Here is a 13,388-nt window from a genome sequence, read left to right on the forward strand (position 1 = left end):
GGCTTCCTTTCTTCTAGACTATGCTGTCTAGAGTAACCCAGGAGCCTGGTTCCCATGGGAACTCGATTCAACTTAAATTCACCCGAGGATGCCTACCCCCATCGTGGCCTTGAGGTCACCCATAAGGTTGCTCGAGCGCTCCACACGCAAATGCTCACCGAGGACCATCATGGTGGACTCTTCGCCGTCGACAAGCGTGAGGTACACGTCGGACTCACCCTTGTTATTGACCAGTACCTGCTTGAGCTTGGCAATGTTTTCCATCGTGCACTGGTCCGTGCGCATGGTCAGGCGCAGCGGCAGGCCCGCTCCATTGCCGGGGCCCAAGTCTGGCACCTTGATATCGGAGCAGAAGAGGGACATGCGCTCATCACGAATCTTCACCTGAACCTTGGCCAGGATGATGTTGTCTTCCGCAATCTGCGGAGCCACCAGCGAGTACACCTGGTTGAACACGAGGATGTCTACCTGGGCGCCGTTATGATCCTCCATGCTGACGATGGCCCATGGAGAACCATCGCGCTTGGAAAAACGCCTGTCCACTCCCGAGATGATGCCGCCAATCACGAGCTCCTGCCCGTTGCCGACTTCACCGTTAAGAATCTTGGTAATCGGCGTATCGGTCTGCGCATCGAGTGCTTCCTCGAAACCGTCGAGCGGGTGGCCGGAGACGTAAAGGCCAAGCATCTCGCGCTCCAGTGCCAACTCGTGCTTGCGATCCCAATTCTCATCGGGGACATCAATAGCAAAGGCAGAGCCGGAGTCGCCTTCCTCGTCGCCGCCACCGAAGCCGGCGAAAAGGTCGAACTGGCCCTTATCAGCTGCCTTCTTCGTGGTCTGAACGGAGTCCACTGCGTCCTCGTGAATGAGCATGAGGCCCTTGCGTGGGTGCTCCAGGGAGTCGAAAGCGCCGGCCTTGATGAGGGACTCCGTCACGCGCTTGGAGCAGGCTGCTAGCTCAATCTTGTCCAAATAGTCAGAGAAGGACGTATATGCGCCTTTCTCCCGGCGGGTCTTCACGATGGAATCGACCACTTCCCCACCGACGTTGCGGATAGCGCCCATGCCGAAGCGGATGTCCTCGCCCACGGCTTGGAAGGTTTCTTGGGACTCATTGACGTCTGGGGAGAGCACGCGGATGCCCAGGTGGCGGCAATCGGCAAGGTAGATAGCGGACTTATCCTTCTTGTCACCCACCGACGTCAGAAGCGCTGCCATGTACTCCGGGGCATAGTAGGCCTTGAGGTAGGCCGTCCAGAAAGACACCAGGCCGTAGCCCGCGGCGTGAGACTTGTTAAACGCGTAGGAAGCGAAAGGCTCAATCGTGCCCCACAGCGCATCCATGGCCTCCTTGGAGTAGCCGTTGTCCTTCATGCCGCCCCAGAACTTGTCGTACTGTTGCGCCAGGACTTCCGGCTTCTTCTTACCCATAGCCTTGCGGAAGCCGTCTGCCTCGCCGGCGGTGTAGTTTGCCACCTTCTGCGAGATACGCATGATCTGCTCCTGGTACACGATAAGGCCGTAGGTCTCATCGAGGATTTCCTTGAGCGGCTCTTCCAGCTCCGGGTGAATCGGGGTAATTTCCTTACGCCCATTCTTGCGGTCCGCGTAATCCCAGTGAGCATTCACGCCCATCGGGCCCGGACGGTAGAGCGCCAGCGACGCGACAATGTCCTTGAAACCTGTCGGCTTCATGCGCTTGAGCAGCTCCTGCATGCCGCCCGAGTCCAGCTGGAACACGCCCAGAGTATCGCCCCGTGAGAGCAGTTCATAGACCTTCGAGGCATTCGGGTCGTCGGCATGGAGGTCCTCTAGGTGGACTTCCTCGCCGCGGTTTTTCTTGATGTTCTCTAGGCAGTCGCCGATCACGGTGAGGTTGCGAAGGCCCAGAAAGTCCATCTTCAGCAGGCCAATAGCCTCACAGGCGGGGTAGTCCCAGCCGGTGATGTAGGCGCCGTCGGCTGGGCGCTTCCACATCGGAATGTGGTCCATGAGGCGGACCGAAGCCATAATCACCGCGCAGGCATGCACACCGGCCTGCCTGACGACGCCCTCAAGACCACGCGCGGTCTCATAAATCTTCTTGACGTCCGGGTCAGTCTCAATCATTTGGCGGACCTCGGTGGCCTCCGAGTAGCGCTCGTGCTCCGGGTCAGTAATACCGGACAGCGGAATATCCTTGGCCATAATGGCGGGCGGCAACGCACCGTTGATGCGGTCGGCCATCTGGAAGCCCGGCTGGCCAAAGTGCACCTTGGCGGAGTCCTTAATCGCCTGCTTGGTCTTCACGGTGCCGAAGGTAATCACCTGGGCAACCTTGTCCTCGCCCCAGCGCTCAGCAGCGTAGGTAATCATTTCGCCGCGGCGGCGGTCATCGAAGTCGATATCGATATCCGGCGCGGAGGGGCGCTCCGGGTTCAAGAATCGCTCGAAGAGGAGGCCGTGCTCGATGGGGTCAATGTTGGTAATCGTCAACGCATAGGCCACGAGCGCACCTGCAGCCGAACCACGACCCGGGCCGACGCGAATACCGATGGACCGCGCGTGCTTGATGAGCTCGGCCACGATGAGGAAGTAGGAAGGATAGCCCTTCATATCGATGACGCTGATCTCGTACTCAGCGCGGTCGATGTACTCCTGCGGCACATCCCTGCCGTTGAAGCGATCCTTAAGGCCCTCCATGACCTCGTGGGTCAGCCACGAGGTTGGGGTGTGGCCCTCGGGGACGTCGGCAATCGGCATGCGGTCGTGGGTATGTTCTTCCCAAATGGCGCCGTAGTCTTGGACGCGCTCTGCAATCCACAAGGTGTTATCGCAGGCCTCCGGCACCATATGGTCCCACAGTTCACGCATCTGCTGGGCGGACTTGATGTAGTAGCCGGTGCCGTCAAACTTGAAACGGTCCGGGTCCATAAAGGTCTTGCCCGTCTGCACACAAAGCATAGCCTCATGCGCTGGGGCTTGAGACTCCAGCACGTAGTGGCAGTCATTGGTCACCAGCGGCGGCAAGTCCAGCTTGCGGCCAATCTCCAACAGGCCATCACGAGTGCGCTTCTCGATATCCAGCCCATGGTCCATGAGCTCCAAGAAGAAATTGTCCTTGCCGTAGATGTCCTGCCACATCGCAGCGGCCTCGAGTGCCTCGTTGAACTGGCCCAGGCGCAGGCGGGTTTGGACATCGCCGGAGGGGCAGCCGGTGGTCGCGATAATGCCCTCAGCATGCTCAGCGATAAGCTCGGCATCCATACGCGGCCACTTGCCCAGCTGACCTTCGTAGGAGGCAAGCGAGGAGAGCTTAAACAGATTGCGCAGACCAGTTTCATTTTCCGCCAGCATGGTCTGGTGCAGGTAGGCACCGGAGGCAGAAACATCATCGCGCTTTTGATCCGGCGTTCCCCACAGCACGCGCTTCTTATTGAAACGCGACTCCGGCGCGAGGTAGGCCTCAATACCAATGATGGGTTTGACGCCTGCGCTCGTCATCCTCTGGTAGAAGGCATTGGAGCCGTACATGTTGCCGTGGTCCGTCATGCCGACGGCGGGCATGCCTTGGCGGACCACCTCATCCGCCAACATATCCACCTTTGCCATGCCGTCCAGCATGGAAAACTCGGTGTGGTTGTGCAGGTGGACGAAGGATGAGTTTTTGGCCATGCGGTCATCTTAGCGGGGCCGTCAAACTTCCCGGATTACTCAACGTCCTGTACATTTTTCTGTGATGTTCTACACTATTGCCGCTTATCTCATGTGGGGCTTCTTCCCGGCGTTCTTCCCGCTGCTACGCCCCGCCAGCCCATTTGAAATTCTTGCGCACCGCATTGTGTGGACTGCGGTGCTCGTCACCTTCATGCTGGTGGTGACCGGCGGCTGGCGTGAGCTCAAAGAGATGAGCCTGCGCACGTGGGGCTGGATGCTGGGCTGCGGTATTACCATCACCATCAACTGGGGTACGTACGTCATCGCGGTCAACAGCGACCACGTGGCAGACGCCGCACTGGGCTATTTCATCAACCCGCTCGTCTCAGTCGCCTTAGGCATCATTTTCCTCAAGGAGACACTGACGAAGGCACAGGTGGCGTCGGTCAGCATTGCCTTCGTGGCGGTCCTGTGGCTGACGTTTATGACCGGCCAGGCGCCCTATTATTCGCTGGCCCTCGCCTTTAGTTTCGCGCTTTATGGGCTGTTCAAGAAACAGATTTCGGTCTCTTCCATGGGCTCCGTGGCCGCGGAAACCATCGTCATGCTGCCCTTCGCGCTCATGTACCTGGGATACCTACAGGTCCAGGGCGAATCCACCTTTGCCAGCGAGGGCCCTGGCCACATGGCACTGCTCGTTACCTCCGGACTGGTGACTGCCCTGCCGCTGCTCTGCTTTGCACAGGGCGCTAAGCATCTGCGCCTATCCACCATCGGCATGCTGCAGTACATGACACCGATTATGCAGATGCTGTGGGCGGTCTTCGTCACCCAGGAGGAGATGCCGACTGAGCGTTGGATCGGCTTCATCATTATTTGGGTAGCGGTCATCATTTACCTGGCGGATTTGGTGCGGATGGGCCGCGCTTCCCGACGCCGCGCCCGCCTCCACTCCCCGCACCCCCGCACCGAAGACACGACAGAAGACACGACTGCCACCTAAACGGGTAGTGCGCCTACTTCTGCTTCTTCATCCGGCGCAGCTCGTCACGGGCTTCCTTGGCTCGGGCCCGCTTGGCGGCTTCCTCTTGGCCGTTGAGCGCCCACCGCGGCATGAGCACGGCCATGGCGATGCAGTAGAGGGCCACAACAATCATGATGCCCAGCGTCAGCCCATCGCTGCCCAAGAGTGCTAGCGCGATGGCGGCGAGGACTGTGATGATAGCTCCTGCCCACACAAGGATATAGGCGAAGCGGTAGTTGGCAGGCCACGTGGAGGTTTTGGGGAACAGTCGCATCATCGCTCCTTACTGCTGGTAACTCTAACGGGTATTGGAGGGCGGGCGCACGCCGAAGGAACCCCAGGCGGCGTCGGCAGGCGCGGCTTCCACTGTCTTTACGCGGGGGTCGGAAGCTAGGGCTCGCAATTCAGTACCGCTGGAATAGACCACCGCGGCATCCACCTGCTTTGGAGTCTCGCCACCATCGCCGGCGGCGTGAGCCACGCGCTGAAGAACAGTAGTAATGACGTCCGCGCGGTCCTTACCCGCTGTGGGCTCCGGGACTGCCACGGGAGCTGCCAGTCCGATGATGATGGCATCCATGCGCTGCGCTGGGCTCAGTACCTCAGCGGTGTCCTCCGGTGACAGCGCCGAGTGGAACCCCACGAGCGCGTACGTCGGCTCATCGGCTTGGGCCAGCGACGCTTCGGCACGCTCGCGGTACTCGGCGGCGGTCTCAGAGCCGTCTGGGCCTAGCTGGTCTCCCTGGAGCGCGGTGCTTGGCTGCGTGCCAAAGATGCCAAAGGAAAGAACCACGAGCAGCGCTGTCACCGCAAGCAACACATAGGCTGCGATGCGACGGCGGCGATAAATACGCTGGCGGGTGGATCGATTCACCGTCATCCGCGCAAGACCTCTACTGCGTGCTCGAGATCCTCCGGGTACGGCGCGGTGCACTCAAACCATTTGCCGGTGCCCGGGTGCGAAAAGCCCAAGGACACTGCATGGAGCCACTGCCGGATAAGACCAACGCGCTTAGCCAAGTTCGGGTCGCAGCCATACATCGGATCACCCACGCAGGGATGTCCGGTGGCGGACATGTGGACGCGGATCTGGTGTGTGCGGCCAGTCTCGAGGTGGACCTCCAACAGGCTGGCCTCGCGGAAGGCCTCCAGCAGCTTGTAGTGAGTAACCGCTGGCTTGCCGTCTTCCACCACGGCGAACTTCCAGCCCGCCGACGGATGGCGCCCAATCGGTGCATCAATGGTACCGACGATCGGATCCGGCAGCCCCTGGACCACCGCGTGGTAGGTCTTGTCCACGGTCCGCTCGCGGAAGGCGGTCTTCAGCTGGGAGTAGGCGCGCTCGCTGGCGGCGACCACCATGACACCGGAGGTACCCACGTCGAGGCGGTGGACAATGCCTTTGCGTTCGGTAGGTCCGGCGTCGGCAAGCGCATAGCCCGCCGCACGAAGCCCGCCGATCACGGTCGGCCCTTCCCACCCCAGAGTCGGGTGCGCGGCCACGCCCACAGGTTTGAACACGCAGATGATGTCCTCATCCTCGTAGAGGACATCCATACCCTCCACCAGCTCCTCTTTAGGCACCAGCGGTTCTTCCGGCGCCGGCATCATGACGTCAATCCAGCCGCCGGCGCTTAGCCGCTCAGACTTGCCCACCGCCACGCCGTCGATCTCCACGTCACCCGCCGCGCACAACTCCGCCACCTTAGCCCGAGAAACACCCAAGAGCTTGGCCAAAGCAGCATCGGCACGCATACCCTCGAGGCCCTCAGGTACCGGCAACCTACGACTTTCACGCATCAGACTCTTGTGCCTCCTTCCGCTCCGCCATGAACATCGCGATGATAAACACCACCACACCACACGTGATTGAGGCATCCGCGATGTTAAAAACAGCGAAGCTGCCGACGGAAATGTAATCCACCACGTGGCCAAACCAGAATCCCGGCTCGCGCACGAGGCGGTCAATCAGATTACCCAACGCCCCGCCCGCAATCATTGCCAAGCCTACCGCCTGCCACTTGTCATGGATCCTCGGTGCAGCGATGGCAACACCTACGACGAAAACCAGCTGGATGGTGGTAAACAGCCACGTCGAGCCCTCCCCTCCCATGGAGAAAGCCGCACCGGGGTTAAAAAGGAGGTAGAAGCGGAACCAGTTACCAATCACCGGCAGCGCTTCGCCTTCGGTAAGGATCGACAGCATCAGTTGCTTCACTGCTTGGTCCACGGCAGCTACTCCCAGCACCACCGCGGCCATTGTTCCGATATATCTCCTTGCCTTCACCCGTTCCATTCTAAACAGCCCCATCCGGTATTTTGGAATGCGTGTTTCGTCTGAGAGTCGTTTCAGTTCTGTCCGCTGCAGCCTTGGCCTTGACCGGCACTCTTGCTGGCTGTTCCTATTCCCAGCCGGCCAAGCCGGTGGAAGAACCCGTGGGCCTGCCTCTCGACGCCCCACGCGTCACCCTTCACTCCCCCGGTGACGGCACCGGCCGCGTGCTGACCTATCAGGACCTTGATTCCGAGCAGTCCCTGACCTATACCGTTGCCACTGGCTTTGACCAGGAGCTGCGCAAAGATGGCAGCGAAGGCACTGCGCCCGGAGCCACCGATAAAGTCACCCTCCCGCTGCAGGCTTCCGTGGAGGCGGCTACCGAAAACGTCGAAGGCCAGCTGCCGGCGAGCCGCAATGCCTTCGTCACCGTGGGTAAACCCGGAGCAGAAGGTGCTGATGTGGAGTCTGCTGAAGGTTTCCAGTTTGGTTGGCGCGGCACCGATACCGGCCAAATGAACTCACTGCGCCTCGCCGCACCGCAAGCAGCCACCGATGAGGCGCGCGGTGCCGTGGAACGCGCAATTACCAGCCTGACGTCGCTGCCCATTGTCTTCCCTGAGGAAGAGATCGGCCCCGGCGCGGAGTGGACGGTGGAGTCTCGCGTCCCTGGTGAGTCCACACTGTTGCAAACCACCACGTATACCTTGGACAAGCTCGACGGCGATGTGGCAACGCTTAGTGTCTCTGTGGAACAACGCCCGTCCCTGGGCGCGCTGTCCTTCGACGGCGCCGACGCCCCTCAGGAGCTGCAGGACAAGGAACTTAAGGTCCTCGATACCACGACGCAATCCGAGGGCACCGTCACCGTGGATCTGACCAAACCGCTGCCGACGGCTGGCGACGTCTCCATCACCACCGTCATCTCCTATGGCGCAGAAGGCTCGGACCTGCGTGTCCTGCAGACCAGCGCCACCGAGATGGGTTTTCACACCGACTAAACTCTCCCCACACGCTTAAGAAAGCGCCCGCCGGCCCCGGTTTCGTACCAGGACTGACTGGGCGCTTGTGCTGACGAGGCACGTTCCTTGCAGCTTCCGTGCGCAGAACGTGCTGCGCGAGAAACTTACTGTGCTGGAGCCTCGCCTTCGGCGGGGGCATCAGCGGCGTCGGCGGGAGCCTCGCCCTCGGCTGGCATCTCGCCGTCGGCGGCGTCGACAGGCGCCTCTGCTGCGGAATCGGCACACATTTCCGGAACCTCTTCCGGCGGCACAATATTGGTCACGAGGACACAGGCCCACGTCTGGGACAGCTTCCACGTACCGCCATCGTTGATGAACTCCACCTGATCAGCGGTCTGCTGCTGGCCATCTGGGGTATTGATGTGGACGGTAGCCAGCGCAGAGTCCGGCACGAGGCCCGGGATGACCGGGGCAACGACCTCAAAGGTGGCGCCGGATTCGGCCTGGGACTGAGACATGACGTCGAAAAGCTCCGGCGCCGTCTCACTACCCTGGACCAGCTGAACCTTCTCTTCCTGCGGCACGTTCGGGTCAGAAGCCTTCGCCAGGATCTCATTGAGTTGCTCCACGGAAGGCATCTCGGTGGAGACTACCTGGGAAGCAGAGGTCTCGCCGGTAGGCTTTGCGGCGCTGCTCGAGTTCGCCGCGTCCTCGTCCGAGGACGAGCAGGCAGCCAAGGTGACACTTGCACCCAGGGCCAGGATGGCGGCGCTCAGCTTGATGGATTTCACAGATACTCCTCACGTAGGGGGTCGTGGTTAATCTCCTTCACTCTAGCGCTCACGCACACCAGCCTGTGTTTCCCGCGCAGCGTTGCGCCTGAAGTACCCTGGTGGAATGACTTTCGCGCTCATCGCCACCGGCGGCACCATTGCCTGCACCACCATTGCTGACGGTTCCCTCGTCCCCACTGTTAACGGCCAACAGTTGGCTGACTCCCTGGGCAACGACATCGAGGTCGTGGAATTTCGCGCTCTGGATTCTAGCTCGATTACCCTGTCTGATCTCGATGAGCTGCTGCTCTGCGTGCGCACACAGCTTGCTCGCCCGGACATTGAGGGCGTGCTCATTACTCACGGCACGGATTCGATGGAGGAAACCGCGCTGGCTTTGTCCCTGTTTGACTTAGGCGATGGCCCCGTTGTACTCACGGGCGCGCAGCGCGCCTTCGACCACCCAGAGGGCGACGGCCCGCGCAACCTGCGTGATGCCTACGACCTTCTGTGCTCTGGCAAGCCTGGTGTGTGGGTTCAGTTTGGGGGAAAGACCATCCCCGGCCGGCGCGCCCGCAAATGGCACACCTCGCATCTCAATGGCTTTGAGGAGCTGGCGGTGGGCGACTCTGCCGTGCCGCCACTTCCCCTAGCCCCCTTGGCGGAGCACCCAGTTGAGATCATTGCGGCTTACCCGGGAGCCGGCGCCCTGCTTGTCGACGTCTCCCTCAACCACGCCAAAAGCCTCATCATCGAAGCCATGGGTTCGGGCAACATGGGCGCAGAGATGGGCGCCGGGGTGGCCCGCGCGCTGCAGGCTGGAGTGCCGGTGGTGATCAGCACCCGCACTCCCTATGGATTGACCAAGCTGGCCTATGGCGGCGCAGGTGGTGGTGCCACCTTAGGCGAGATGGGCGCGGTAGCTTCCGGCGGATTCCGCGCCGGCCAAGCCCGCATTCTGCTTGCTGCGGCACTGGCTACCGGCACCCCGGTGGCCGACATGTTTAGCTCCGCGCCACAGGCCACGGCGTATACCGCGAGCTAGCTGTCCCCAGCCGGCGGTGTCCCTTCCGCATCATCAAGCTCGGTATCTTCATCCGACGGGATGTCCTCCCACGCCAGCGAATCCAACGGATCGGCGGGTCGGAGTTCTTCATCTTCAGCAGCAAAGGAACGAACAAACCCCGGCCCCGTCGCCCGGGTTTCAAAGCGCACGCTGACTACCCCATGGCCCGTGCCTTGAATCCACCCGTGCCCAAACTCCGGGTGGTAAACGTCTTGGGTAGCGTGCCAGCGACGCGTCGAGTCCGGCCCGGCTTCGTTGTGCGATTCCAACCCCACCCCGGGCTCCGTTTCTGTTTCGGGCCCGCCGGGCAGATGGTCGCTGACGCCGGTCTCATAATCCGTATCCGGAGTTGGGCGCACGACTTCACGGTCAAGTTCTGGGAAAAGAACGTCTTGGCGGGCTGTTTCCAATCCCGAATAGCTCACGCCAACCAACCGGATGGGCCCTAATTCGTCGGGGTAGCGCGCCAAGCTCAATGCTCGCGCCTTGAGGATCTCCAAGTCGTCGGTGGCATAGGGCAAGGTGGCTGAGCGCGACTCAATGTGGAAATCCGCCATCCGCAATTTCACCGTCACGGTGCGCGCACCGCGTCCATCTTTGAGCAAGCGGCGGTGCGCGCCTTCTGCTGCTCGCGTCAACGCGGCATCCACCTCCGGCACCGTGCGCAAATCCGTGGGGTAGGTAAACTCCGTGGAAATCTGCTTCGCAATCGCGCGCGGGGCAACGGGCCGTTCATCAATGCCTTGCGCCAACTGCCACAGCTGCACGCCCACCACACCGCCGAGGGAAATCTCCACTTCTTTGCGGCTCATGGCCGCCAGCTGCCCAATGGTCTCTACCCCAATGGCTGCAAGCTTCTGCTGCGTCACCGGTCCTGCGCCCCACAGCTTACCCACGGGCAAGGGGTGGATAAGTTCATCGAATCGTTCCTGCGGTACCACGAAGGTGCCATCCGGCTTCGCTTCCCCAGAGGCAATCTTCGCCGCCTGTTTTCCTGCTCCCGCACCAATCGAGCTGGGCAGGCCAGTGTCCTCACGAATGACGCGGCGCAGGTTGTCGGCCCACTCACGGACGTCGTCAGGCGCGGCGCCTACCAGAGCAGCCGGTTCCATAAATGCTTCGTCAATGGAGAGCTGCTCAATAAGCCCCGCATGTTTCGCGATGATGCCAAAGACCCGGCGCGAGGCCGCCGAATACACCGCGCGCCGCGGCCGCACCACCACGGCTTTGTACCCCACCAGCTGCTGGGCGCGGAACATGGGCATTGCCGAATGCGCACCATATTCACGAGCTTCGTAAGAAGCTCCAGCCACCACGCCGCGCCCACCCGCGCCGCCCACCAGCACTGGGCGGCCTCGCAGCGTGGGCCGGGTCAACTGTTCCACGGAGGCAAAGAAAGCATCCATGTCGATGTGAAGGACCCAGCGTTGCATGTGCTCCAGTGTAAACACCGCGCGCGGGTAACCCATTATTCATGTTTCTTTATTAACTTCGTAACTTTTATGCCCCTATCCGCTTACTTTCTCCCCCTAACCTTTTCCGCCGTGACTTCTCAGCTCTCGCCCCAACAACCTGTCTCCCAGGCCCACGTGGTCGTCGACGGCATTAAGCGCGAGTTCGCGGACAATACCGGCCTCCATGCCACTGACCTCGTCATTAACTCCGGCGAGTTCATCTCCATCCTCGGCCCCTCCGGTTGCGGTAAGTCCACGCTTCTGCGCTGCATCGCAGGCCTCGAAACTCCCGATGCTGGCACCATCACCTTCTCCGGTAAAGAAGTGTTCGGTCCCCACACGAACGTTCCCGTAAATAAGCGCAACCTGTCCATGGTGTTCCAAGATCTGGCGCTGTGGCCACACATGACCGTTGAGAAAAACATCGAGTTTCCCCTCACCACCGCGGGTAACAAGCTTTCTTCTGCGGAACGCACAGAACGTGTGCGCACCTGTATGGACATGGTCGGCATTACTCCGAAGGCACAAGCTCGCCCCAATCAACTCTCCGGCGGCCAGCAGCAGCGCGTAGCCATCGCCCGCGCGCTTGTGTCCAACCCGCAGTTGCTCCTTATGGATGAGCCACTCTCTGCCCTCGACGCCGCCCTGCGTGTTCAGATTCGTGCCGAGCTCACCGCACTTGCTCACGATTTGGGCCTCACGGTTATCTACGTTACCCACGATCAGTCCGAGGCTCTGTCCATGTCGGACCGCGTCGTCGTCATGAAGGACGGCGTCATCGAACAGTTCGCCGATCCTGTCACCCTGTACGACTCCCCTGCCACAACCTTCGTCGGTGGCTTCGTGGGCACTATGAACCGCCGTGCTGGGCTTCCCGACGTCCGTCCGGAAAACCTCACTGTCCTTGACGCGGAGGAAGACATTGGGTCTTTCCCGCACCACGTGGACGGAATCGTCCGCACCGCTCAGTACATCGGCGGGCGCTACGAGCTGCACTGCGATGTCGAAGGCGCTGACGAGCCTTGGGTGGCGTACAGCCGCTCTCGAGTCGATCGTGGTTCGACGGTACGTCTCGCGTACTAACCTCATCTGTTTTCTACTTTTAAGGATTCTCCATGCTGTATAAGAAGCTTTCTCTCGCCCTCGCTGCCACCGCTGCTTCCGCCCTAGCTCTGGCTGGCTGCGGTTCCGTTGATTCCGCTGACTCCACCGACGCATCCTCTGCCGACAACACCGGTGCCGAGACCACCGCCGAGGCCTGGGAAGCCCCGGAGGGCCTGTCCGGCGAGCTGGACTACTACTCTGCGAACCCGCAGGGGCTTACCGACGCCCTCGTCGAAGCCTTCGAGGAAAAGACCGATGTCAAGGTCAACGTCTTCGCCGACACCACCGGCAAGATCACCGCCAAGCTCAAGGCGGAAGAGGCTAACCCGCAGGCAGACGTGGTCTACCTGGCTTCTTGGTCCGCAGCGTCCAAGCAGGACAAGGCCGGCGCTCTGGAAGAATACACCCCGGAAGGCGCTGACAAGATCACTTCCAGCTGGGTATCTAAGAATGGCACCTTTACCGGCCGTGATGGCTCCGCGCTGGCGCTGGTGACCAATACCAACGTGGTGGACTCCGTCCCGCAGGACTGGGAGGACCTCGCTGACGAAAAGTACAAGGATCAGGTCATTATGCCGGATCCGCGCGAGTCCGGCACCGCCGCTGACCTCATTGCTGCCATGGTGGATCAGTGGGGCGAGGACAAGACCTGGGAGCTCTTTGACAAGCTCTTCGACAACGGCATGATTGTCCAGGGCGCTAACGGCCCAGCCTTGGACCAGGTCACCTCCGGTTCTCGTGGCATCGTCATGGGCGGCGTGGACTACTCCGCATACTCTGCTCAGGCCAAGGGCGAGCCGCTTGAGGTTGTTATCCCCTCCTCCGGCACTACTGTCACCCCGCGCCCGGTCATGATCCTCAAGACCACCGATAACAAGGACGCTGCCGAAGCTTTTGTCGACTTCATGTTCTCCGATGAGGCACAGGAGATTTCTGCTTCCAAGAACATGATCCCGGCCAACACCGAGATCGCCCCGAAGAACGGTCCGAAGCTGGAGGAGATTAAGACCCTCAACGAGGATCTTGACGGCATCGCCTCCTCCTCCAAGGACGTCAAGGAAAAGTTCGCTGAGCGCTACCTGAAGTAGCCTCTA

At 61.0% G+C, this 13,388-nt stretch carries 12 protein-coding genes; 5 read left to right on the forward strand and 7 right to left on the reverse strand.

Going from position 1 to position 13,388, the window contains the following annotated elements:
* Positions 1-78: 78 nt before the first annotated feature.
* Positions 79-3,654 carry a DNA polymerase III subunit alpha gene (gene dnaE / locus QP922_RS04380; protein ID WP_284808076.1) on the reverse strand — a complete coding sequence of 1,192 codons (3,576 nt, stop codon included), beginning with the start codon at positions 3,652-3,654 and terminating at the stop codon, positions 79-81.
* Positions 3,655-3,718: 64 nt separating this feature from the next.
* Between dnaE and rarD the strand changes: the two genes are divergently transcribed.
* Entirely contained in the window at positions 3,719-4,639 is a 921-nt protein-coding gene (rarD, locus tag QP922_RS04385; RefSeq protein WP_284808077.1) for an EamA family transporter RarD, read from the forward strand.
* A gap of 13 nt (positions 4,640-4,652) precedes the next feature.
* Here rarD and QP922_RS04390 read toward each other — a convergent pair whose 3' ends face one another.
* Genes QP922_RS04390 through lspA form a run of 4 tightly spaced genes read right to left on the reverse strand, consistent with a single transcriptional unit; the run spans position 4,653 to position 6,956 of the window.
* Positions 4,653-4,937 carry a permease gene (locus QP922_RS04390; RefSeq protein WP_284808078.1) on the reverse strand — a complete coding sequence of 95 codons (285 nt, stop codon included), beginning with the start codon at positions 4,935-4,937 and terminating at the stop codon, positions 4,653-4,655.
* Between the two features lie 21 nt (positions 4,938-4,958).
* A complete protein-coding gene (locus QP922_RS04395; RefSeq protein ID WP_284808079.1) occupies positions 4,959-5,540 on the reverse strand; it encodes a hypothetical protein in 582 nt (193 codons plus the stop codon).
* Positions 5,537-6,460: an RluA family pseudouridine synthase gene (locus QP922_RS04400; RefSeq protein WP_284808080.1), complete on the reverse strand. Its 924-nt coding sequence runs from the start codon at positions 6,458-6,460 to the stop codon at positions 5,537-5,539. The genes QP922_RS04395 and QP922_RS04400 overlap by 4 nt, the downstream gene beginning before the upstream one ends.
* The gene (lspA, locus tag QP922_RS04405; protein WP_284808081.1) at positions 6,453-6,956 is read right to left on the reverse strand and encodes a signal peptidase II; all 504 of its coding nucleotides are present in this window, start codon (positions 6,954-6,956) and stop codon (positions 6,453-6,455) included. The genes QP922_RS04400 and lspA overlap by 8 nt, the downstream gene beginning before the upstream one ends.
* Positions 6,957-6,988: 32 nt before the next feature.
* Between lspA and QP922_RS04410 the strand changes: the two genes are divergently transcribed.
* Positions 6,989-7,936 (forward strand): hypothetical protein, encoded by a 948-nt coding sequence (locus QP922_RS04410; protein ID WP_284808082.1) that lies wholly within the window; start codon positions 6,989-6,991, stop codon positions 7,934-7,936.
* Between the two features lie 125 nt (positions 7,937-8,061).
* Here QP922_RS04410 and QP922_RS04415 read toward each other — a convergent pair whose 3' ends face one another.
* Positions 8,062-8,688: a WKL family lipoprotein gene (locus QP922_RS04415; protein ID WP_284808083.1), complete on the reverse strand. Its 627-nt coding sequence runs from the start codon at positions 8,686-8,688 to the stop codon at positions 8,062-8,064.
* Positions 8,689-8,794: 106 nt separating this feature from the next.
* Between QP922_RS04415 and QP922_RS04420 the strand changes: the two genes are divergently transcribed.
* The gene (locus QP922_RS04420) at positions 8,795-9,715 is read left to right on the forward strand and encodes an asparaginase (RefSeq protein WP_284808084.1); all 921 of its coding nucleotides are present in this window, start codon (positions 8,795-8,797) and stop codon (positions 9,713-9,715) included.
* On the opposite strand, the gene QP922_RS04425 is transcribed toward QP922_RS04420, so the two are convergent.
* Positions 9,712-11,169, reverse strand: a complete 1,458-nt coding sequence (locus QP922_RS04425) for a DNA polymerase IV (protein WP_284808085.1) — start codon at positions 11,167-11,169, stop codon at positions 9,712-9,714. The genes QP922_RS04420 and QP922_RS04425 overlap by 4 nt on opposite strands.
* Positions 11,170-11,280: 111 nt before the next feature.
* Here QP922_RS04425 and QP922_RS04430 point away from each other — a divergent pair, with 111 nt between their 5' ends.
* Together QP922_RS04430 and QP922_RS04435 are read left to right on the forward strand one after the other, a co-directional pair.
* Positions 11,281-12,273, forward strand: a complete 993-nt coding sequence (locus QP922_RS04430) for an ABC transporter ATP-binding protein (protein WP_284808086.1) — start codon at positions 11,281-11,283, stop codon at positions 12,271-12,273.
* Between the two features lie 32 nt (positions 12,274-12,305).
* Positions 12,306-13,382, forward strand: a complete 1,077-nt coding sequence (locus tag QP922_RS04435; protein WP_070669906.1) for an ABC transporter substrate-binding protein — start codon at positions 12,306-12,308, stop codon at positions 13,380-13,382.
* The last annotated feature ends 6 nt before the right edge of the window (positions 13,383-13,388 follow it).

Source organism: Corynebacterium sp. MSK218 (assembly GCF_030232655.1).
Classification (GTDB): Bacteria; Actinomycetota; Actinomycetes; order Mycobacteriales; family Mycobacteriaceae; genus Corynebacterium.